This is a genomic window from Pseudomonas sp. C2.3V (genome assembly GCF_058536325.1).
In genome coordinates, this window is sequence record NZ_JBZUBN010000002.1 from 459,558 (window position 1) to 482,877 (window position 23,320).

The following is a 23,320-nucleotide window of genomic DNA, read 5'->3' on the forward strand; positions in this document are numbered from 1 at the left end:
TGGCACACGCAGTTGCGATATCGGCCTTATAGTTTTAAAAATCGAAATAATCCATTCACTAGCAGCCTAATTATTTCCCAATTCAAAGCATTGCATAATGGACACATCAACCCAAACGAGTCACCGCAATGACCATTATGAAAGCTGCCCTTGTCACCACCACGCTCCTTCTCGCTGCTCAAGGTGCCTCCGCTGAAGAATCATCCCTGATGCAGGACAAACTACTGACCAAGAATCAGCAAGCCATCCTAATGCAGAAGGAAAAAGCAGAAGCGTCCGCTACCGCATCCGTCAAGCAGGCTGACCCGCAGAAGAAAAGCTGCTGAAGTTGGTACTGAGACCAGAAGGATACGTTGGAGCCAGCCAGCGACTATAGTGCTTCAACGTGTCGTTAGCTGCAGGCGTCTAGGCCGAGGACGACAAGCGGATAACATAGGAATGCTTTTAAAGACTAGTTTTAATACTGCAATCCTGCCCCTGTTTGACGTAATACCTGCTCACGCCTTTATCCGGTTACCTTTTTGATGGGCACACATACAGAAATAATCGCCTCTTTACCTACCGGCCGGTAGGTAGGTAGGTATTATGATGGCTTGAACAACCAGTAATGTCCCTCTTAAAGGCTCCAGTTATGAATCGCTCTCCCGCTGCTGACCGCATTGTTTCAGCAGCCGTCACTCACTTTGCCCACCGCGGTTATGACGCCTCGTCTCTTGCCGACATCGCTGAAGCGGTCGGTATTCGTAAAGCCTCTCTGTACGCGCACTTCGATAGCAAGGACGATCTGTATATGCAGATCTTTGCAGAGGCATTACGCATGGAGCAGGACATAGCGCACCAGTGTTTTGTATCGGAAGAATCCAAGACCCTACCCGGACTCACCTATTGCACCAACCTGATCGCGCGCTACGATGAGTCCGATTACCTTAAGTTTCTGTTACGTGCAGGCTATATGCCGCCAGCCGTTTTGGCAGTGCCTATCTACAGCGGCCATGAGACTTATCTCGCACAATTACACGAAGCCTTTACGGGTCGCCTGAGAGCCTGGACCGACACCCCAGACACTTTGGCAGATGAAGATGTTCGGCTCTATAGCCACGCGTATATCGGAATAGTCGATAGCCTTCAGGTCAAGCTGGTCTATACCGATACTGCCCATGCAGCCGTACGACTCACGGCACTGGAGCGCATGCTATCGAACGCCTTGGCAACTGCAATCAAGTCGGGGGCAGTGGCATGAGCCGGATATCAGCTACACGAGACGCCAACACGATTGGCCTAGCGCTGGTGCTCCTGCTCGCGCTGGTCACTGCCCTGGATGCGATGGCTATCGACATGTATCTTCCTGGGATGCCCGCTATGGCAATGGATTTGCAGGTCTCAGAGGGTCGTATTCAACAAACACTCTCCATCTTCCTGGCAGGCCTGGCGGTTGGTCAGGGCGTTTATGGTCCGCTGCTCGACAGCTTTGGCCGACGTACCCCCTTACTGATCGGTGTCGGTATATTTGTTGCCGGCTCTGCCCTTGCCGCGCTGGCCCCTTCGATAGAGTGGCTCATGGCTGCACGTTTTCTGCAGGCCTTGGGCGCAGCGGCTGGTCTGGTGACGCCACGAGCCATCGTCGCCGACCTTTGCACCGTGAAGGAATCCGCACGCATTTTCTCACTGCTGATGCAGGTGATGATGATCGCTCCAATCACCGCGCCCCTCTTGGGTGGGTTCTTTCTTGAGCACGGTAGCTGGCGACTTATTTTCTGGTGCCTATGCGGCCTTGGTCTCGCCGGGTTTGTATGGAGCCTTGCGGTTCTACCCGACTCTCAGCCCAAAGCTCAACGTGCGCCGCTGAATGTTGGCCAAATCATGTCTGCTTACGTTCGGCAGATGCGCCGGCCCGTTTTCATGGTCTATACCTTGGCTGGAGGATTCATCCTCGGCTCGCTGTTTACGTACATCAGTGCATCAGCCTTTATCTTTACCCAACATTTCACCCTTTCCCCAATCCAGTTCAGCTATTTATTTGCCGCCAACTCAATAGCGCTGGTCATAGGAGGCCTGATTAGCAACAGCCTGCTCAAACGTGGATGGAGCGCCCGAGCGATTGCACTGGCTGGTATGGGATTACATGCGCTGGCAGGAGCCGGGCTGTTTTTACTGGCTCAGGCAGGGCATGCAACGCTAGAGATCTATGGCAGTCTGCTCGCACTCGCAATCGGTGCGCTGGGTCTGGTATTTGGCAACCTTACCGCACTGACCATGGCCGATGCAGGTAAGCAAGCCGGCATTGCCTCTGCACTGATGGGCGTCATGCACTATCTCATGTCTGCCGGTGTGGGTTATGTGGTGAGTTTTGCAGCCGCCGGCATAACTTCGCTTCCAGCAACCATAGGGATCTGCGGTGCACTGGCGCTGGTCTTGTGCGCATCTATACGCTCTGGTCATGCCATGGAAGAAGCCTCTTCGCACTGAAGTCGCATGGCAAGCAAAGGGTCTTGTTATTCAAGCTTCACCTGACATCAGGCGAAGCAGCAACAGCGTTCCATCCAAAAGGACATCACCATGAACATTATGTATAAGCTGAGTGTTGCGGGTCTTGGTCTGGTCATGAGTGGCATTGCGTTGGCGCAGCCACCTCGAGACCTGACAGCTGAAGAAGCCAACCGGACGTTGGTCCTTACATTTTACGATCAGTTCTTCAATCGTCATGAAACAGCCGAGGCCGCCACAGTGATTGCTGATAACTACCGGCAGCACAACCCTGAAGTACCGGATGGGAAGGCACCTTTTGTGGACTATTTCACAGGCTTCTTCAAGGACAATCCCAATTCAAAGGCCAAGGTTGTACGCAGCGCTACCGAAGGGGATCTGGTGTATCTGCACGTACATTCCACTAACGGGACGAATGATCGAGGCCAGGCGGTGGTAGATATATTCAAGGTCGAGAAAGGCAAGATCGTCGAGCATTGGGATGTCATTCAGGATGTCCCTGAGCAGGCTGCCAACGAAAACACCATGTTCTAGCGACCGTTAATAGCCGTTGATGAAAGAATCAACGGCCTGCTTGATGAAAAGGGCACACCCGTGCCCTTTTCTACATCGCTGGCTCAGGAAAGATCAGGCTCGAACAGCTTGCGCTTCATGTAGACCTTTACCCAGAACGCCGCAACAAGGCTGACCACTAGCAGAATACCGCCGGTAATCTTGTAGACCTGCTCGGTTATCTCTGGCGAAGGTGAATTATGGAGCGCGACATAGCCCATCCCCAGAATGCCCAGCAATTGAGGCAATGGGTAAAACGGTGTCTTGTAGGGGCGAGCGTGCTCAGGCATGCGCCAGCGAAGAACGATCACATTGATATGAGCTACCATGTAAGCCAGCAACCAACTGGTAGAGGCAGCAATGACCAGGGTGATGAGCGATTCAATGCTGCCGAGCAATACTGGCAGGGAAACAATTGCAGAGAGAAAAAGAATCGCCACCCATGGCGTTCCAAAGCGCTTGCTCACACACTTGAACTGCGGAAAAACCTGGCCGTTCTCAGCCATCCCCTGCAGCATACGTGCAACCGCGGCAAGAACCGTGTTGATGGTACTGCACGTTGCGGCACAAGCCATGACTGTCGCAATCAGCAGACCTGCCTTGCCAAATACCGCATTCGCATAGTCAAGATAAGGCAGCGGTGAAGTAGTCAATGTCTCCACGCCGAGATAGTAGGACGCACCGACGGCAAAGGTCAGAAAGATCGCCAGCATTACCAGCAGCGACAGGAACATTGCACGAGGAATATTGCGTTCAGGTCGATGGACTTCTGCAATCATGGGACAGATGAATTCGACGCCTACCATCAACCACATGGCCAGCGCGACTAATCCCAGAAAGCTTCCATCCCGGATAGAGACAAAGCTCCAATCCACTCCGGTTTCCGTAATATCTGGGTGCGGTGCCACAAACCCCGTTACGGCAGACAAGCCAATCAGGACCAGAGCGCCTACCAAAATAAAGGCCAGCATGTTCTGCACCCGAGCAAACACATCGGCCCCCACCAGATTGGTAATCGTCAGAATGATCAGAATGGCGATAGGCACTACCTTGGGCGGAAACAGGCCAGGCAGCAATTGACCGACAATAGCATCTACCAGAAACATCTCCACAGGCAGTGCCAGCATTGCGACCACGACATAACCAGCAAATACCGCCACGATAGCGGGAAAATGACCAATCGCCTTTTGCGTGTACGTAGCTAACGTCCCCGCCTGAGGATACATCAGGGACAATTCGGAGAACGTCATGGCATTGAATAGCGCAAGCGTAAATGCCATGATCATGGCGGCAATGAACCCCATCCCGCCCAGGCCAATCCCCTGCGTCGCTGAAATCATCGAACCCTGCACGATGACCACACCGACGCAGATCGACATCATGGTGAGAAACCCCAGCTTTTTCCTTATGGGTACTGTTGTTCCGATAGAAACATTGGCGTTCGCAAGCACTGAAGCACTTTTCGAATTCATAGTGTCACCCTCTCCGCATCATGGCGTTGAGCATTAACTTCTGCGCTGCAGGACGATGTGCCTACAGATGCCTGCTACTGTGAGGCGCAGCCGCCAGGATTACTTGTCTCTGGATGCCGCCCTTTTTGCATGAGGGTGTCAGCTTGATCGTACAGCCGTTGACACGGCCATGAGCCATTACTACGCCTTCAGCGAATCGATGGTGAGCGCGCACGGGCAACAATCTGAAAATGGCCTGGGAGATAGAAGATGCCAAACAATCGACCTGCCTGTTACAGACTGGTCATGCGAGTCTTGCGGCTATTGTCATGTCGAAACCTGATTTTGGAACGTCATGGTCACTCACGGTCAGCACAAGTGCTATTGAAACATTTGCATTAAGGCCTAGAGCTAATTCTTTAAACCAGTAAACCGCATCGTTTCCACCCTTTAGAGCGATAGCCTGATCCTGGCTACAGGCAGAGAATCAGAATTCAGTTCGTCCCGGTCAACTGTCATGGAAAGGATGGAGCGCGCTATGTTTGGCCATAAACCACTTGTCGTCACTGCCCTGTTTTCAGTCAGCCTTAGTGCTTTAGCGGAAATGAATACCGCAGAACTTACTCAGGAAGGGGATTATCTTTCTGCATCAATCGAACAAACGGCAACCAACAGCCAAGCCACTGTTTATCAGCAAGGCTCAGATAGCACTGTCACTCTTCGGCAATTACAAGGCGACGGCAATCAAGGCGTAATTGTGGCACAGCAGTTCTACTATAGTCAGGTCGACCTGCTTCAGAGTGGCGATAACAACCGGGCCAATATCCAAAACATCCGCTCTGACAATCGCTTAACTGCATCACAAGTAGGCGCTAATAACCAGCTCCTCATACCTTCAGCTAAATATATTTATGGATACGGGTCCACAATACGTAGCGATACTCAAGGCGATGACAACAACGTCACTATCGAGCAAGGTGCCGAACAAAGCAGTATCGACTACGATGTGATTGGCAATGCCAATACCGTTCATGTTGATCAAGCCACCATATCTGAGACCATTACCGGCACTATGATTGGCAATGGTAATGCTGCCGATATCCAGCAAAGCGGGCAATATAACGGCTCGATAAGGCTGGACCAAGAGGGCGATTTCAATACCGCCTTCATAAACCAGGCCTCGTACGAAGGTGCCAGCCACACAGTCGTGTCTCAAACCGGGACATTTAATGATGCCCACGTGGAACAGTTACGACACTATGCGGGCAGTAACACGACGCTGACCCAGACAGGAACTGGCAATAGCGCCCGCGTCATTCAATAAGCTATTCGCCCAAGCGGACGCTCAAGTCACTACCGCTGAGTATGGCCATAAGCAAAACGGCCATGCTCATATTCATTCAATTAATACTCCCTTATCTGTGTCAGCAATTACCGATGCAGGGCGAGAAGTTCGCCCCACGCTAAAAACCCTGTTCATCACGGGATACGCCGAAAACGCAGCTATTGGTAACGGCCACCTTGATCCTGGCATGCAGATACTGACCAAACCTTTTGCAATCGACATGCTTGCTGCCCGGGTAGGCGAACTGATGAACGCCTGACGTTTGCAGGTACTGATAGCGCACCGTTCAGTCGCGCTAGACCCATCTCTCCAGATTCCCTCCGCATGAGGCAGGCGAACCCTTTCCTCTACCAAAGCCGCTTTGAATAGCCGTCAGGTCTCAAGAGGAGCGCTCCAGGAATGATCTGTGTGGCAGCAGGCCTACACGCCAGGAAATCTGATGACCATTACATTGAACGAGCATGCTGCGCTCACGATACGCTTCGCGGGAGGAAAGGGTTTCCGCCTCTTCTTCTGTGATGCCATCCAGACGGTTGCGGCTGATCACACGATAACTCTCATCTCCACACAGTAGCGCCGCTTCTGAATGGCAGGAAGACCAATGACCTAACAAGCCGTTGCACTCCACGGCGTATCCAGCTGTTCCGTCCTGCAGATAAGCCGTCTGAGAAGTGGCACAGCCTGACAACAGGATCAGTCCGGACAGCAAGGCGCCCATGCTGGCGTTATGAAAGAGAGATGAGAGAGTCATGGCTGAGTGCTCAGGTGGGTATGAGCACTATGGTAGGAGGCAACCTGACACTCAAAAAATTGTTTGCCGAGATACCTTCTATTACGTTGAAAGATAGTTATCTCTCAAGTCCGGCCCCTGCGTCAGTCACCTCATTCAATCTGGCACCTGCTGAAGGAGCTGCTCAGAATAAACCGCAACAGCGCTCTCATTAAGCTAGCTGCTTACAGGACGAGCAAACGTCGAAGCGGCCTGTCCACACATTGTTATAACGGCTATAAAGACGATATTTACTGGGCGCCCTGATTGAATGGAAGCGATATATAGTGTCGGCCCAGCTCCGTCAGCGTGCCGTCATTGGCCAGGAGACTCGAGTGATGCACATCATTATCGACTCGACCGGAAAACCAGGCATAACGAAATACATCGGAACGGGATTCTAGCAGGGCGACCATTTCGGTCATCTGCTGCTTCTGTTTTTCTACGGAGTCGATCTGCGCTCCGTCAGGCAAGGAATGCCAATTCGCAAATTCAGTAACCCAGAACGGCCGACCATAGCGGGCAAGGCGATCAAGCATTCCAGACAGCCCATAGTCGTACCAATGAAATGCCAGATAATCAATTTGCGGATCTCGACCTGCGTGGGCCGAACTGTATGCAGCAAAAAAAGCGTCGAGCCACGCAACCGGGTCTGAATAGCCTGAAAGAGTGCCCCAATTCATTGCTGGACCCACCAGCTTGACGCCCGTGTTGCGGGAGATGGCCTCGAGGCGAGGCCACAGGGCGGCTGCTGCCTGGGGCGTCAAATTAGCTTGATCCACTAGATTGGGTTCGTTGATCACAAGCAGATAACGTATAGCGGGATGAGCTGTCAGATACATCTGCAACTCTCCATCATTAAAGTTCTCATTCCATACCATGGGAATGAAATCCATTTTATATACGTCCGCATAGTTATAAGCACTTACGGCATCACTAGGACGGGGACTCCAGTTGTACCACCAACTTATGCCCGAAGATAACGCACTCATATCCTTTCCAGAGGTTAGATCATATGCAATGCCCCGTTTAGGACTTTTACTAGATGGGTCCGCTTGAATCAATGGTGAACCTACAAGCGTAACGAGTATGCCCAGCGTTACTGCTAGTCGCCGTATAAAAGATCTCATCCCCTCTCCTTGTAAAAATGCCTCAGAAGTGCCGTTTCAGACAGTATCTATGGAGCGTAGGCGACTATAATTCTCTGTCAACCTGACGCTTAACTGGTCAATTTCAGCAGATTACGGTGAGACTTTTATAGTCTAGTCACCTTACTTATTAAAATAGGTCCAAGTCTCGCTATAGCATAACCAAGTTTAATCATTACAACGACATACCCGTATAAATAGTTGACTAAAGCCGCCATTCTATTAAATCAAGAATATATCAAGCAGTAGCCTTTATATGTTTTATAGCGCTTGAATATACGCTCTTAAAAGATATGCCCTTAAACATCGATATACATGATCCTAAGCGAATACCGAGTCTATTCGTTGTATCCAGTACCGATGGGCAGGTATCTTGGTCTTAGATGACTTATGCTTGCTTACTGCATCATGAAAGAGCAGATACGGTTTCATCATAAAGCTACTGTTCTGTCATACTCGGTTGAAACGCTTTAAAGCGGTTGAGTCAGTCTGATGCAGTCATACCCGCGGCTGTCCCTCAGTCAGGGCGTTGATTTCCAGCCATGCCGAGTGCCTCTGCTCTTTCGCTAGCCTATAGCCTGGCGCAACTGGAAACGTACTGCTGGTCAGGCGGTCCCATCATCACATTTGACGACCGCACTTTATTAGCTCCGGCCAAGGAAACTGTCATGAGTGATACCACTTACGTCCCACCCAAGATCTGGAAACCTACCACTGCCTCAGGTGGTACCTTTGCCAATATCAATCGCCCTGTAGCCGGGCCAACACATGAAAAGGCTCTTCCGGTTGGTAAGCACCCCCTGCAGTTGTATTCGCTGGCTACGCCAAACGGCGTAAAAGTCACCATCATGCTGGAGGAATTGCTTGCCTTGGGCCATACCGGCGCCGAATACGATGCCTGGCTGATCAAGATTGGCGAGGGCGACCAGTTCTCCAGCGGCTTTGTCGAGGTCAACCCTAATTCAAAAATCCCTGCTCTCGCCGATCATGGCGGTGACACGCCTGTTCGAGTATTCGAATCGGGCTCCATTCTTGTTTATTTGGCCGAAAAGTTTGGTGCCTTTCTACCAACCGACACACTGGCACGTACCGAAACCCTGAACTGGCTGTTCTGGCAAATGGGTTCGGCCCCTTTCGTAGGCGGCGGCTTTGGGCATTTTTATGCCTATGCTCCAGAAAAGCTCGAATATCCTATCAACCGTTATGCCATGGAAACCAAGCGCCAGCTCGACGTGCTGGATCGGCAGCTGGCCGAACGTCGTTATATTACAGGCGATGAGTACACCATTGCCGACATGGCCATTTGGCCCTGGTACGGCGTTCTTGTACAGGGTGGTCTATACAATGCCGCCGAGTTTCTCTCGGTGCAGGACTACACTCATGTGCAGCGCTGGGCAGCTGACATTGCCAAACGCCCCGCCGTGATTCGCGGACGTAAGGTCAACCGCACATGGGGTGAAGAGACCGACCAAGTACCCGAGCGGCACGACGCGTCGGATCTGGACTGATCTCCAGCAGCGTCGGCCATCAGATGGCCGACGCGACACGCGAGCAAACGGCTCTGCTTTCAGTCACCGTCCTGCTTGTTTCGGGTTAAACACTATTTGCCAAAGTGGTGCCAGTTAAGCTCAACAGGTTATTGAACTCTTTCCAATAGAATAAAGAGTCTTAACGCCTTGATATATCAGTCATTTAGAAGTACTCCGCTCAGGCGCTTGGAAGACGAAAGTCTCCTTTTGCTCTTGATGTCCGTATGACGATAGTGATTGTTTCTGCCCAGGCGCAACGCAACAATGAACTGTCCGGTTAGCGGAAAAGGTTGTATTTATAAACTGAGCAGAATGTCTTATCGAAATGAACTTTTAGAACTACATCTCTAAAGCCAGCTAGCTGGTAATCCAGAGCTAAACCTCATGGCTGGATCCATTGTGAACGGTACACAGTTAGGTCTCTGTATCTATTGGGCCGCACAAAAGCCAAAAAAGACTTCAGATCAGCCCTCCTGCGGAACGGTCCAAAAAATCTGGACGTTCCCATCATCACGAAAAGCCAAGGTTACGTTATCGGTTTCCTCAAGCTCCGCCATGATCTGCTCCCATACCTCATCCGGATCGCTTTCGAGCCGCTCAAGCAGGGCTGTTTTTGCGCACTGTACGGCTGGACTGTTGATAACCCGCTGAAGACGCATAGCAAGTAAGTCATAGGGTTTAGGGGTAGGTGGAGAGGACGTGGTTTTCTTAGCCATACGCATAGCTCAACACTGTATGCATTTACAGTATTATATCTGTGTTGTGGAGATCAAGCCGTTTCATGAACCAGCTCCCGAGCGTATGTAGTTACGCGACCGATGCTCATCCTGTATGTGGCTGTCCTCTCACAGGACGTTCGGCCCTCCAGGAAGTTATTAACCTAAGGAGTGATTACACACTTTCGGGTGTACTGATATGCGGCGCAAGCGCATTTCGCCCCATCGGCAGTGGCTCCGGTGCAGCAAGAGCCGCCTTTACCAATTCATGCACAGCATCCTGCGCCATGACGCCGAGCGGATGCGACAATACCGCCTGAACGAGACCATCCTTCAAGGCAGCCTGGGTAAGAGGCGTCAGATCATGACAGACCACTACGGGTAAGCGTCCTTGCCGCTTGCGTACCTCCCTGAGCGCACGCAGTACCCCTTCTATCCCTCCGCCCGCCACGTACAGCCCTGCCAGATCAGGCTGGCCTCTTAATAAATCCAAGGTATTCTCATAAGCGAACATTTCATCTTCCAGCGTAAGCCTGGGCACCAGAAGTTCCCACTCCTCGGCCCGCTCGCTCAAATAACTTCGAAAGCTCATTTCACACAGCTCCTGACACTGGAAGCGCTGAGTGCCGATCAATAGTGCTACCGCCCCTGGCTGGCGAGCCAGCTGGGTAATGAACCAGCCGGCTGTACGTCCCGCCCGGCGGCTATCAAGCCCTACATAACCTGCACCCGCAGAGGCTGCCAAATCAGACACTAGAGCGATTACAGGCATACCCTCTGCACGCAAGGAGGCCACCGCTTCGCATACCTCACGGTGATCGGCTGCAACGACACCTAGTGCATCTACCTGACCACGCAACGCTAGAATCCGCTGCGCCGTGGTAGAAGGGTCAAAGTCATCCAGATAGGTAATCACAACCCTTACCTGTGCCTTGAGCGTGGTGGCGGCTGCCTCGGCCAGCGCTTCGGCTAACCCTTGGTAAAACGCCACGCCCTGCTTCATAAGCAGAAAGCCCAGCCGCACGATGGGCCGCTGCCCTGCCAGATGCTGTTCGATAATGCCCCGTGCATGAAAACCCAGTTGAGATGCGGCATCGGCGATACGCCGCGCTGTGTCTGCACGCACTCTGGCTCTCAGATTGATGACCCGGTCCACTGTTGACAGGCTGACCCCTGCCAGACGGGCTACATCTTCCATAGTAGGGCGACGCGACGAGACACTAGAAGGCTCTGACATGCGTGGATTACCTAAGCCGCTTGTTTGACAGGTTTTGATAGGTTCCGTCGCGACTATAGCACCTGCTACTAGCAAAGAGGCCCTGCGCTGCAACGTCTTCCTAAGTGGCGTGCATGCGCTTTTGACAGAAAATGAAAGTCTGTTCTACCTATTTGAAAGGTTTTGACAGATAACGCCATCCCTTCTCTAGCTTTACTTTTCTAAGCCTTCTAGCCTTTCGATCACGTGCTACAGCCCCGTCATAACAACAAGCCTCGGAGCGCAACATGGCCATAAAAATATCCACTGCCCCTTGCTGTTGGGGTGTTGATGACGTCAACAATCCTTTTCTTCCCTCTTGGCAGCATGTACTGCACGAAGCCTCGCAGGCCGGTTACCGCGGGATTGAACTAGGTCCTTATGGATATCTTCCGCTAGACGTTCATACAGTCGGTGATGTTCTGACCGCACATGATCTGCATGTGGTTGCCGGAACTATCTTCGATAACCTTGTCGACCCTCGAAACCTGTCAACTCTTCTGGAGCAGACGCACTCTATTTGCTCCTTACTTACGCACCTACCCATTATCGAGCAGGAGCCCGGCCAACGTTTCCGTATGCCCTATCTGGTTGTAATCGACTGGGGACATGAAGAACGCGACTATAACGCCGGCCATTCTGACCGGGCTCCGCGTCTCCCCCAGCAGGACTGGCAGCACATGATGAGTCACATCCGTACCATAGCCGACCTCAGCTGGAAGGAATACGGCGTGCGAACAGTGATTCACCCGCACGCCGGTGGCTATATCGAGTTCGCCGATGAGTTGGCGCAGCTGGTGGAAGATATTTCCGACGATGTTGCGGGTCTGTGCCTGGATACAGGCCATTTGTATTACGCCGGCATGGACCCGGTAACGACGCTCCGCCAGTACGGAAGTCGCCTTGACTACCTGCATTTCAAAGATATCGACCAGGCGATATTCGATCAGGTCATGGATGAACGCATTAGCTTCTTTGATGCTTGTGCCAAAGGGGTCATGTGCCCAATTGGACGCGGCGTCATCAACTACCCTGCCCTATACGAACTCATTCAAACACTGGGTTATCAGGGCTACATCACCGTCGAACAGGAGCGCGATCCACGCAACGCCAAGGGCACCCTGCACGATGTTGCGGCCAGCCGCAGCTATCTCTCTACGATCGGTTTCTAACCCACTCTGCTAAAGGACAATAACAATGATTAATGGCAGCAAGCGTATCCCCCACCCCATCCGCTGGGCCATGGTAGGAGGCGGTCGTGATAGCCAGATCGGCTACATTCATCGTTCGGCCGCCTTGCGTGATCAGAACTTTGCCTTGGTAGCTGGAGCTTTCGATATCAATCCTGAACGTGGCCTCGAATTTGGCATAACACTAGGTGTCGATCCTGAACGCTGTTACCCAGACTACCTCAGTCTGTTTGAACAGGAGGCCCAGCGACCGGATGGTATTCAGGCGGTATCCATCGCCACACCCAATGTCACGCATTACGCCATTACCAAGGCGGCGCTGGAGGCAGGCTTGCATGTAATCTGTGAAAAGCCCCTGTGCTTTACAGTGGCGGAAGCTGAAACATTGCGTGAAGTAGCTTTGGCGAAAAACAGAATCGTAGGCGTGACCTATGGTTACGCCGGCCATCAACTGATCGAGCAGGCCCGCCAAATGATTGCCCAAGGCGAACTGGGCGAAATTCGGATGGTACACATGCAATTTGCCCATGGCTTTCATAGTGACTCCGTAGAGTTACAAAACGGGGCCGCCCTATGGCGTATGGACCCCCGCATAGCGGGCCCTAGCTACGTGCTAGGCGATATAGGTACACATCCGCTGTATATTTCAGAAGTTATGTTGCCTGACCTGAAGATCAAGCGCTTGATGTGCTCGCGCCAGAGCTTTGTCAAGAGCCGTGCCCCGCTGGAGGACAATGCCTATACCCTCATGGAATATGACAGTGGTGCCATGGGCATGGTCTGGTCCAGTGCTGTAAACGCAGGTTCCATGCATGGTCAGAAGGTCCGCGTGATCGGCTCCAGGGCCAGTCTTGAATGGTGGGATGAACGTCCTAACCAACTTTCATTCGAAATCCAGGGTCAACCAGTTCAAGTGCTGGAGCGCGGCATGACCTACCTCCACGCCAACGCCCTGATCGACGACCGCATCGGCGCAGGCCACCCCGAGGGGCTTTTCGAGGCGTGGGCCAATCTCTACTACCGCTTCGCCCTGGCCATGGACGCGACGGACCGTAACGATAGCACGCTATTAAAAACGCTTCGTTACCCAGACATCCATGCTGGCGTCGAGGGAGTGCGTTGGGTTGAGCGCTGCGTACAGTCTGCAGATCAGGACGGCGCATGGGTTGACTATTGACGGTAAATTGCCGTCCTCCTTGCCCTGTAAAGGACGGGGAGAACGGCTATTCCTAATCGAGGCCACAGCATGGACACCACGCCACTGGCTTTATAAGGCACGCTTCAACCAGTGCCGCTATTATTAGCAGGTCCATAGCCTGGGTCACAGCCACCACAATACTAGCAGCCGCAAAAACCATCCCTACCCATGCAGACACGTCTGGACGGATTTCTCTTGGCTTGGCCCTTAGCTGCAAGCACGAGCTCTTATGTCACCACTTATTAGCCAGCCTTCATGGATGTGGCACAGGTTCGTTTTTATATTTCCTTCAGGCTTACTGTTCTGCAGACATAGAATCACCCTATTAAAGGGCTGTTAATAGATTGATCACGAACAAAGTAGTAGGGACTCTTTTACTTACTGACACCATCATAACTGTCAGTGGCTGCTTCGAAGGGAAAGAGGTGCTGAAACCAAAATAGTACAACCTGCGCTGAGTGGCGCGAGCCAAAAGGTCCAGACCGGGAAAAGAGCTGGAGCTGAAGTGTATGCACCGAGAAGTTAAATCTCCTGGCGAAGCCAGGTAAACCATTCAGCCGTATCTTCCAGATAACCCCGCTGCAACGTGCGAGGTCAAGAACTTCGTAGATGTGTTTGTGCTGACCAACACTTGTCACCAACTCGGTCACCTCAAACCTGCTTACGCTGCTTCAGCACCAAGGAGCTCTGCTCGCAGCCTAGCCTGCATCTATGCTCATGCTGCTGCGCGTGAAGCGATTATCTGCAAGGTAAGCAGCCCGCTTGGAGATGAGGTTGTTAAGTCGCGGCAAAACTACTCTCGATTACCTCACTAGCTGGAGCCGGGGCTTGTCCTGGTGCAGTTAGTTGACTGTAGTCAGACAAACCAATGTACTGCTGACAAAACTCAGATTCCTTTATTTATCTCAGTAGCCCGTATTAGCCAGCGCTGCCTTGGGTGGGTTTGTATTTAATGAAATTGTCGCGCCTTGCCCTAACCTCAAAGGATCATCCCTTACGGCTGAGTCTGCTTTTAGGCTTCCTCTTTTTTCAACCACTCTAATGAGTCTTCAAAAGAAATTGGGCGGCTGAATAGATAGCCCTGCACCAGGGTTCCTCCTAGATCGGCAAGCACCGCCATCTCCTCTTGTGTCTCGACACCTTCGATAATGCAATCCAGCTGCATATCCTGGCTTAGGCCAATCAGAGATTTCACTATTTTGTAACCCGCAGGATTGTCCTGGATATTGGTCACAAAGCTACGATCAATCTTCAGCTTCGTAAAGGGAAGCGCATGAAGCTGGCTCAGGCTCGAATAGCCTGTACCGAAGTCATCCATAGAGATCCCGCAACCCAATCTGCGAAACTGCTCAATGGCCTGCTTCATTTGAACGACATCCTGCACGATTGCCGTTTCAGTAATTTCCAGATCAAGTCTGGATGGATTAAAACCGCTTCCCCTAATTACATCTATGATGCGTTGGACACTCTCACAGGTTCCACAGTCATGGGCTGATAGGTTGAATGACAAGCGTATCTCACCAGGCCATGAACATGCCTTATGCAATGCCTGGTTTAACAGCGCCAGGGTCAAACGGTTGATCAAGCCAGTGCGCTCAGCAACTGGAATGAACCGGTTGGGCGGCACAAAACCGAGTTCTGGACTTTGCCATCTGGCCAATGCTTCAAAGGCTACGGTCGTGCGAGTGGACCAGTCGATAATCGGCTGAAACAGCACGTATATTTCAAGGTCGAAATTAGCTCTCCGTAACGCCTGCTCCACCTCAACTGCAGAGTGCAGCTCTTCATAGTGGCTCTCTGAAAAGAGGCATACCGTGCCAGGGCTATGGCGCTTGCCTTGATACAGCGCATAGTCTGCAAACTCGTATAATTGAATTGCGCTACCAGCCATTCGTGGAAAGGTGGCGATACCAACCGTTGCCCCTATCTGGATAGACACATCGGCCAGCATGAACTCGGCGCGTAATGCCTGACAGACCCTCTGACCAAACGTGTTTAACTCCTCATCGCTTAGCGGATCATTAATCACTGCCGCAAACTCATCCCCTCCCAAACGCGCAATATGTACCGTCTCGCTGGCTAAGCCTTGAAGCCGTTGTGCAACCATCGCCAGAAGCCTGTCGCCTATACTGTGGCCATACAGATCATTAACCGGCTTAAACCCATCAAGATCGATAATGCCTACTGCAAGGAATCTCCGCTTACGGGTTGCCTCGGCTAACGCACTCTCAAGCGTGTTGAAAAACTGACGGCGATTGGGTAGTCCGGTCAGACTATCCTTATTGGCCAAGCGCAGATTTTCATTACTTAGCTCTTCAGTCTTTTCCTGAACATCAATCAGGTTGGTGAAATCCCGGTAATGGTTTTGCAGCACCACCAACATGGCTATAGATACGAGCAGAATGTTTATGGAGGTGGCAATAAAGGTAGGATTACCGGTCGCTGCAAAAAAAATGATGAAAGCAAGATCCACCACTGCCGTCACGATGAGCGCTGAGGAGCGCAGATGCATCAGACAAAAGATACAGACAATTACGGTAATACCCATGAAGAAGGCAACATGTGCCTGGCTGTAGGCATCACCATAGGGATACAGAGCCAACGACCAGAGCGTGAACCCTCCAGCGATCAAAGGTGCTAGCCGGTTCGTTCGCCTGAGCGTCGCTACGATAGCTTCAGTTGGGGGGATGGCTTTGACGCGCCACCAGTTTATGGCCCGTATTCCACATATAACTGTCAGAAGTGTCGGCACAAGAAGAGTCAGCCAGTAGGGCGCAGCCGCAACGTGAGTGATAGCCAAGACCCAAGAGTTGACCAACAGTACGAAATACATGAGTGGTAACTGCCGGGCTAACGCAACGTATTGGGCCTTTAGTAACCCTGGGTGGTGCTCTGGAACAGACAGGAGCTTAACCAGATAACCCATTAAGGATTTATTCATCACATGGTTCTCTGACGCGACAGTGACATCAAGATGATCTATTCAACACCAATATCTGGCGTAAGCGGATCTGCCATGAGCAGATCTCTAAGGGAGCAAAAAACCTCTTGTCTGCAGGTTGGACCACTGCTAACCGGCAGGAGTTACTGATCAATTCATAAGACGGTTTTCAGGCGTCAGGTATAGGCCGGCGAGGAAAATGTCAAATATATGGCCTCAATTATTTGACTGACCAGCCAGCCAGCTCTTTTTCTTTGGTGCGCCACGCTGCCACAAAGAATAGCTAGCCGATAGATATTGAAAACTCTTTAGCAGGCAAATACTTAGCGAACCCAAAAAATAATGAGTTTGCGACGCCTCACTTGAGCATGTCTTGGCACACTAGTTGTATTAGGTACTGCATGCCCGGAAGCGCTTCAGTCGTAACCCACACGACTGAAACACTTATTTTTCAAGTTCTGGCCTCACGGATACGGATAGAAGACGCCTTTACCTGACTACTTGCAGTATGGTGAATATCAGTATGTCCGTTCGTTTCTCCAAGCGTCTTTTAAAAAGTCTTCCCTTCATCGCTGCCCTGGCTTTTGGCAGTGCAGCGGCCCAAGCCGAACCGGTCGATCTGGTCAGTCTGAACCTGTCCGGTGCAGGATTCGCGCCTCAGGTGCTGCCAGGTATCAACGGCACCAACTACATCTTCCCGGTGGAATCCTACTTCCAGCAGTGGAGCGCCAGGGGTATCAAGACCTTCCGCTTCCCCATTATCTGGGAGCGCCTGCAACCCAAGCTGGGCGGTCCTCTTGATCCTACCTATGTAGCCCTGATAGACCGCACCTTTGGTTATGCGCAAAAGCACAACATCAAGATTATTCTGGACCTGCATAACTATGCACGCTATCGCGGCCAGGTGATTGGTACCAGTGGCGTTCCGTATGCGCGCTACCAGGAGATCATGACCAAGATTGCCCAGCAGTGGAGTAATCAACCCGCCCTGTACGCCTACGACATCATGAACGAGCCCAACGGGGCCCTGGCCTACTGGGCAACCGCTGCACAATACGGTATCAACGGTGTGCGCGCCGTGGACAAGACCCGCCCGATCATTGTGGAAGGTAACGGCTGGTCGAGCGCTACCCGCTGGGCGGAGTGGAATGATCCCTTGCTGAACCTGAAGGATTCGTCCAACAACATCATTTTCTCGGCGCACTCGTATTTCGATGAGAACGCCGGTGGCAGCTATGGTGACGTAGACGTCAACAAGCTGGACGTGATGTATGGCGTGAATCGCGTCAAGCCGTTCGTAGAGTGGCTGAAAAAGCATGGTAAGCGTGGCTATATTGGTGAGTTCGGCGTACCGGATAACAACCCGCGCTGGAACATCCTGATGGACAATATGCTGGCCTACCTGAAAGAGAATTGCGTACCGGCGTCCTACTGGGCGGCAGGTCCGGGCTGGGGCAACTATTTCATGTCGGTTGAGCCTATCAATGGTGTAGAGCGTCCGCAGTGGCCTACCCTTAAGAAGTACATGGACAGCAGCAGCTGCACCGAGATTGGTCCGAAGAAAGCTGTTGCTACAACACCTGCAGCATCGACTACTCCTGTGGCCTCTACACCGGCCTCAGCAGGCACGGTGAGTGAGATTAATAACATCACTAACGTGGACTGGCTAAACGGCGTGTATCGCAAGAAGCCTGGTTTTTCGATTCCGGCCAATGATGCTAACAAGGCGGCCTTTAAAGTAGGAGCGTCGGTACGCTTGGCTGATGGCCAGGTCAGAAAGATCAGCTCCGCACAGGTCGGTGCAAAGATGGCAGTGTATCTTGAGGGCGCGGCGGTTAACGGCGCGGTGGTTGGGTATCCTAAAACACTGGTAGTCGTGCCTAACTAACTAAACGATTTCAGCCTCTATAAATCAAAAAGCCGTCCGTAGGGGCGGCTTTTTTTGGCGTTACCCTATGGCTGATAGCAATACTACTACCGCTCCATTACATCAAGTACGACCCTATCCAATCCTGTCTTCGCGATACCCCTGATGCTTAGGGTGGATGCGGTAACAATCAAACGACAGTCATGAGCGTGATCAATCCCGGGGCTGTAACTCTTTTGGTTCAGGACAACGCGATAGTCTTTTTAGGGGGTCTTGTGCAACCTGCCGGGTGGCAAGGTAGTGTTTGATATCGGCTCGCCTGTCTGCAAGCTTCTGGCGCCGCGTATGCCGCTCGAGCACTACGGCAGCTAATGCCATAGCCAGTAGCGAGACGCTGGCCAGCGTTACGAGTGCGCCTAGCCAGTAGGTATCGATACTGCCATCTATATTCCCGCTAGAGCTTCCCATGTGGAAACGTGCGCTTGCCATTCCGGTGTAATGCATTGCCGCTATGCCAAAGCCGAGAAAAATGGATGCGGCAAAACGCAGCATCCAGACATGCGCCAAAGGCCGCTTTAGATGAAAAGCTACATACAGCGCCGAGATTGAGGCAAGTACTGCGATGACCAGGGAGACGCCTAGCCATATGGGGTCGTAGCTGATGGCTGGATGCATATTGATTGCAGCCATGCCGGTGTAATGCATCGCTGCAATCCCGGCGCCCATGACCAGACCACCCCAGAAAAAATGCCGAGTCGCCAGTGCTGGACGGCAGACGATTCCCAGCGCTACAGCCGCTGCTAAAATAGCCAGCCCTAACGAAAGCACAGTGGCCGAGGCTTGGTAGCTAAGCTCGATAGGCAGGCTGAAAGCCAGCATGCCAATAAAATGCATTGCCCAGATTCCAACCCCCATGGCTACTGAGCCACAACCAAGCCATTTCCGCGCAGCAGTGCCGGATGTATTAAACACAGCAGAGGCCAGCTGGAGCGCAGTGTAGGAGGTCAGAACTGCCACAATGATAGAGATCAAGACTAGGAATGGGTCATAACTACCAGTAAGCATAGGGTTACCCGGTTTCAGATCCTAAGCTTAACGGCCGACTGCGTCGTTTCTGAAATTACGCTCGCAGTCCGAGGTCCATATCCCGGTACGCTCATGTGCTGCAACACATGCGCCAAATACAGCCGTCAATGAATATCCCGTGTAGTCGATACACAAGAACCACCCCTTAAGCTGCGCCGCTGGGAAAAGCGTAACTGGTACCCACAACAAATGATCTCCATGAACCAGGCCAATCGTCTTCGGCGCGTCTTCATCGTGTTTGCCCTGTGCTTTACCCTGGGGCTTACCAGCGTTGTGTCACTTCAGCTTTTTAGAAGCTATGAGGCTACTTTAAATGCTGCTGAGGTGAATGCAGCTAATCTGGTGAAATCAATTGCGCAGCACGCTCAGGACACTTACGAGGAACTTGATCTGACCAGCTATGGCATAGTCGAGAGGCTGGAGTGGGATAACTTTGGCGCAGGGCTATCGGATGAAAATGTGGCGCGTTTAAAGCACTTTTTCAAACGCCAAGTGGCTCAGATGAACCAGGTGCACGGCATTTTCGTTTATGACAAGGATGGCAAATGGATCGTGACGGATAAGGATGACTATCCCGCCAGCATCAATAACAGTGACCGCGAATATTTCATCTACCACAAGACCTTTAGGGACCGAGGGGTTTATATTGGTACACCCCTGCGCAGCCGATCTACAGGCGACCTTGTAGTCCCTGTTTCGCGCCGAATCAACAACCCGGACAAGAGTTTTGCCGGCGTTGTGCTGGTTACCGTCAATATCGAGTATTTCAACGCCTACTACGCTGACTTCCGACTGGGTGCCGGGGATATCATTGTCCAGGCCTTGCGTAGCGGTGAAGTGATCTCACGGTTGCCCAATTCAGAAAATAACATACGGCTTAATCTCTCCAAGGGCGAGGTATACAGCAAGTACCTGCACCAAGGACGCTTTGGCGTTACTCGAATTACTTCAGTTGTAGACGGCGTAAAGCGTATCCAGGGATATCAGGCGCTTGAGCGCTATCCGCTGGTGGTACAGGTTGGATTTTCCTTAAAAGATGTGTTAGCCCCCTGGCTGACCGAGGTGGTGATTTACACCGGCGGGCTAATGGTCATGCTCGCTGTTTTATTTGCCCTGGCGATGGTCGTGCTGCGCTACATGCGACTGGACCGGGAAAATCAACTCGAACTTAAAGCCGCCTATGACGCTGTTGAAAGGCTGGCAATGGAAGATGGCCTGACCGGTTTAGCCAACCGACGCCATTTCGATGTCATGCTGCCGGTTGAGCTGAACCGAGGACGCCGTCAGGCTCACCCGATCGGGCTTATCATGCTCGACGTAGATTATTTCAAACGATTTAATGACCGCTATGGCCATCAGATGGGAGATCTGTGCCTTCAAGCTGTAGCGCAGGTCATCAAACAGAATGTTCGCCGCGCAGGTGACTTAGCCGCACGCTATGGTGGTGAAGAGCTTGTCATCCTGCTGCCTAATACCGATGAAGCGGGTACTTATGGCATTGCGACGGCCATCATGGAAGGTATCAGGGCGGCAAACATTGAGCACATGGACTCTCCCCTGGGTCGCGTCACAGCCAGTATCGGATACCATGTAGTGATTCCAGACAGTTCTGAATACAATCCGGCCTATGAGCTGGGCTTTGCTGACATGAATCTGTATACAGCAAAGGAGCTGGGACGAAACAGAGTCCATCCTATTCCCAATATTATCTAACATCCTCTTGCCCAGCCGTTAGAGCAATTTCTCGTTTTCCTCCCCCTCGATTCGATACGGCTGAAAATCTGCGAGCCTACTGAGCCGATATGAATTTACTTTTATCGCCTGTTAATCAGTGGTTAGAGTTTTGCGGCAGTAGACGCAGGAAGTAGTGCAGCCGCAGGCCTTATGGATAGTCTCTTTCGTGAAGCCAGAGGCATGCAAGATATAGAAGAATGGCTGATATCGAATATTGACCAGGAGTACTTTGTTTCAAAAAACATAATTGGTCTTTGAATAAGTCAGCACAGGCCTGGATTGCGAGCAGGGCGAGGATCCTACTGAGCTGCTATTACACGGTCACGGCCAGCCCTTTTAGCCACATACATCGCACTATCAGCCATACCGATTAGCTCTACCGGCTCTGTGCTGTTTTCTGGCGCAGTGGCTACACCAAAGGAGGCTGTAACGGAAATGGAGTGGCCACCTTCTAGAGTATTGAGCTGGCGCAGCGCCTCACATACCTGCTGAGCGCGAGCCACGGCATTTTCCTTTGTACAATCCGGCAAAATCATGACCAGTTCTTCACCGCCATAGCGGCAGGCTAGATCAGAGGCACGCAAGGATTTTTTCAATAATTGGGCTGTCATGCGCAGGGCTGCATCCCCTCCGGCATGCCCATGGAGATCGTTTACCTGCTTGAAATGGTCGATATCAAGCATGATTACGCTAACAGGTGATCCATTACGTTGTGAACGGGCCAGTTCACGAGCCAGACTTTCCTCCATGAAGCGTCGGTTGTAGAGGCCGGTCAGAGCATCCTTGACGGACTGGTCACGCATTACCTGTCTCAGCTTCGCATTGGTTAGTGCCAGCGCTGTCTGCTCGCTGATGGCTTCAGCCAGATTCATCGCTTGATCAACCAGGGCGCCGTCCTTAATGGGCTTGCTGATATACAAAAGGCCCAGCACTTCACCGTAAGCGGTTAAGGGTAGGCAGTAATGATTACGCGGGTCTTCTGCCATATAGTGATTACAGTGCAATGCAGAATGATTTTCCTCGCAGTAATGCACTTGTCCCCGGCGCAAAGCCCAGCAGTCATGGGGAGCCATCATACGTGGCTCGACCTCCTCGCTGCCCCATGTGGCGCCTCGCTCCAACATGTCTGCTGAATTACGGTAGAGAAAGATCGCACCTACTGTATCTGGCAGCAGTTTTGAGCAATACAGCGAGCTGATTGCCAGTCCCTCTTGCAACGTCATCTCAGTCTGAAGCGTACGAGACATCTCTCCCAAGAGAGATACTTCAAGGTTACGCTGGCTAAGTTCTCTGACGCTCTCCTCAAGCTTTCGGCTGATGAGTTGAGAATCATTGGCTGAGTTTTCTTGAGCAAGGATAGCGTTACGCATTGACCTGAACATAAAGGATAGAAGCAGCATGGTCAGGAGTGTACTGACTAGAGAAAAGCCTACTGCCGCTATACTTTTCTCTCCAAGCTTATTATCAAGCGCTGCCAGTTCCTGCTGCTCTCCAAATATGAGTTCGCCTACCACGTTACGAACGTTTTCCATCAAATCCTTGCCGTGACCGGTGCGAATAATGGCCTCTACTGCAGCGTACCCCTGCTCATGCCTGAGGGTGATGGTTCTGGCCAGATCTTCGAGCTTCAGCTGAGCATGCTTAATAAGCACATCTACTTTTTCTGTCTGATCCAGAACGTCGCCAGCGTAAACACTCTTGAGCCTCTTGAGTTCGTTAGGCAGGGAGGATAGCGAAACATAGTAGGGCCGTAAAAATACCTCATTACCGGTAATGACATAACCACGCTGGCCAGTCTCTGCATCGACCACCAGTTCCTGCACAATACGGAGACTTTCTATTTGCTTCTGGACAACATTACGCTCTTGGCGCGTATCGTTGACCCAAAACAGGCTAAGGGGGGCAACTGCTGCGGTTAGGATCATAATGATTGAAGCGCTGCCGGCAGCAAGCTTGAGCCGAGCCTTTCTGAACGCCATTACATTAACCTTGCTACCAAATCCGGTTGAGCGGAGCCAAAGTCAGCCGTACCTAAAGGAACGAGAGGGCCATAGA

Annotated in this window: 17 protein-coding genes and 2 pseudogenes; 11 read left to right on the top strand and 8 right to left on the bottom strand. The window is 51.9% G+C overall.

The annotated features are described in order from the left end of the window. Positions 1–128: 128 nt before the first annotated feature. The 4 genes from AC4LF3_RS21890 to AC4LF3_RS21905 all read left to right on the top strand — a co-directional run bounded on the left by AC4LF3_RS21890 (position 129) and on the right by AC4LF3_RS21905 (position 3,018). Positions 129–326 (top strand): hypothetical protein, encoded by a 198-nt coding sequence (locus AC4LF3_RS21890; RefSeq protein WP_491836731.1) that lies wholly within the window; start codon positions 129–131, stop codon positions 324–326. 305 nt (positions 327–631) lie between these two features. Next, on the top strand, positions 632–1,240 hold the full coding sequence (locus AC4LF3_RS21895; protein ID WP_491836732.1) for a TetR/AcrR family transcriptional regulator: 609 nt from the start codon (positions 632–634) through the stop codon (positions 1,238–1,240). Next, positions 1,237–2,466, top strand: a complete 1,230-nt coding sequence (locus AC4LF3_RS21900) for a multidrug effflux MFS transporter (RefSeq protein ID WP_125888879.1) — start codon at positions 1,237–1,239, stop codon at positions 2,464–2,466. The genes AC4LF3_RS21895 and AC4LF3_RS21900 overlap by 4 nt, the downstream gene beginning before the upstream one ends. A gap of 90 nt (positions 2,467–2,556) precedes the next feature. After that, on the top strand, positions 2,557–3,018 hold the full coding sequence (locus tag AC4LF3_RS21905) for a nuclear transport factor 2 family protein (RefSeq protein ID WP_074828481.1): 462 nt from the start codon (positions 2,557–2,559) through the stop codon (positions 3,016–3,018). A gap of 83 nt (positions 3,019–3,101) precedes the next feature. Here AC4LF3_RS21905 and AC4LF3_RS21910 read toward each other — a convergent pair whose 3' ends face one another. Further along, a complete protein-coding gene (locus tag AC4LF3_RS21910; RefSeq protein WP_491836733.1) occupies positions 3,102–4,508 on the bottom strand; it encodes an APC family permease in 1,407 nt (468 codons plus the stop codon). Between the two features lie 517 nt (positions 4,509–5,025). On the opposite strand from AC4LF3_RS21910, the gene AC4LF3_RS21915 reads away from it, so the two are divergent. Together AC4LF3_RS21915 and AC4LF3_RS21920 are read left to right on the top strand one after the other, a co-directional pair. Further along, a complete protein-coding gene (locus AC4LF3_RS21915) occupies positions 5,026–5,811 on the top strand; it encodes a hypothetical protein (RefSeq protein WP_491836734.1) in 786 nt (261 codons plus the stop codon). A 106-nt stretch (positions 5,812–5,917) separates the two neighbouring features. Then, positions 5,918–6,091: pseudogene (locus AC4LF3_RS21920) on the top strand (response regulator); the annotation flags it as partial. Positions 6,092–6,211: 120 nt separating this feature from the next. On the opposite strand, the gene AC4LF3_RS21925 reads toward AC4LF3_RS21920, so the two are convergent. Beyond that, positions 6,212–6,583, bottom strand: coding sequence for a hypothetical protein (locus AC4LF3_RS21925; protein WP_010798873.1), 372 nt, complete (start codon positions 6,581–6,583; stop codon positions 6,212–6,214). Positions 6,584–6,852: 269 nt separating this feature from the next. Next, the gene (locus tag AC4LF3_RS21930; RefSeq protein ID WP_491836735.1) at positions 6,853–7,731 is read right to left on the bottom strand and encodes a glycoside hydrolase family protein; all 879 of its coding nucleotides are present in this window, start codon (positions 7,729–7,731) and stop codon (positions 6,853–6,855) included. A gap of 686 nt (positions 7,732–8,417) precedes the next feature. Between AC4LF3_RS21930 and yghU the strand changes: the two genes are divergently transcribed. Then, positions 8,418–9,257 (top strand): glutathione-dependent disulfide-bond oxidoreductase, encoded by an 840-nt coding sequence (yghU, locus tag AC4LF3_RS21935; protein ID WP_491836736.1) that lies wholly within the window; start codon positions 8,418–8,420, stop codon positions 9,255–9,257. Positions 9,258–9,742: 485 nt separating this feature from the next. Here the strand turns inward: yghU and AC4LF3_RS21940 are convergent, their stop codons facing one another. Next, positions 9,743–9,994: a DUF1654 domain-containing protein gene (locus AC4LF3_RS21940; RefSeq protein WP_491836737.1), complete on the bottom strand. Its 252-nt coding sequence runs from the start codon at positions 9,992–9,994 to the stop codon at positions 9,743–9,745. Between the two features lie 175 nt (positions 9,995–10,169). After that, on the bottom strand, positions 10,170–11,231 hold the full coding sequence (locus AC4LF3_RS21945) for a LacI family DNA-binding transcriptional regulator (RefSeq protein WP_491836738.1): 1,062 nt from the start codon (positions 11,229–11,231) through the stop codon (positions 10,170–10,172). A gap of 266 nt (positions 11,232–11,497) precedes the next feature. Here AC4LF3_RS21945 and AC4LF3_RS21950 point away from each other — a divergent pair, with 266 nt between their 5' ends. Continuing rightward, positions 11,498–12,421 (top strand): TIM barrel protein, encoded by a 924-nt coding sequence (locus tag AC4LF3_RS21950; protein WP_491836739.1) that lies wholly within the window; start codon positions 11,498–11,500, stop codon positions 12,419–12,421. Between the two features lie 25 nt (positions 12,422–12,446). Then, entirely contained in the window at positions 12,447–13,616 is a 1,170-nt protein-coding gene (locus tag AC4LF3_RS21955; protein ID WP_491836740.1) for a Gfo/Idh/MocA family protein, read from the top strand. A gap of 1,033 nt (positions 13,617–14,649) precedes the next feature. On the opposite strand, the gene AC4LF3_RS21960 is transcribed toward AC4LF3_RS21955, so the two are convergent. Then, positions 14,650–16,578: a putative bifunctional diguanylate cyclase/phosphodiesterase gene (locus AC4LF3_RS21960; protein WP_491836741.1), complete on the bottom strand. Its 1,929-nt coding sequence runs from the start codon at positions 16,576–16,578 to the stop codon at positions 14,650–14,652. A gap of 523 nt (positions 16,579–17,101) precedes the next feature. Here AC4LF3_RS21960 and AC4LF3_RS21965 point away from each other — a divergent pair. Further along, positions 17,102–18,454: pseudogene (locus AC4LF3_RS21965) on the top strand (glycoside hydrolase family 5 protein); the annotation flags it as partial. Positions 18,455–18,658: 204 nt separating this feature from the next. Here the strand turns inward: AC4LF3_RS21965 and AC4LF3_RS21970 are convergent. Next, a complete protein-coding gene (locus AC4LF3_RS21970) occupies positions 18,659–19,510 on the bottom strand; it encodes an MHYT domain-containing protein (RefSeq protein WP_312799861.1) in 852 nt (283 codons plus the stop codon). 219 nt (positions 19,511–19,729) lie between these two features. On the opposite strand from AC4LF3_RS21970, the gene AC4LF3_RS21975 reads away from it, so the two are divergent. Further along, entirely contained in the window at positions 19,730–21,244 is a 1,515-nt protein-coding gene (locus AC4LF3_RS21975; protein WP_491836742.1) for a sensor domain-containing diguanylate cyclase, read from the top strand. A 320-nt stretch (positions 21,245–21,564) separates the two neighbouring features. Here the strand turns inward: AC4LF3_RS21975 and AC4LF3_RS21980 are convergent, their stop codons facing one another. Next, positions 21,565–23,244 carry a diguanylate cyclase gene (locus AC4LF3_RS21980; RefSeq protein ID WP_475258087.1) on the bottom strand — a complete coding sequence of 560 codons (1,680 nt, stop codon included), beginning with the start codon at positions 23,242–23,244 and terminating at the stop codon, positions 21,565–21,567. Positions 23,245–23,320 lie beyond the last annotated feature (76 nt).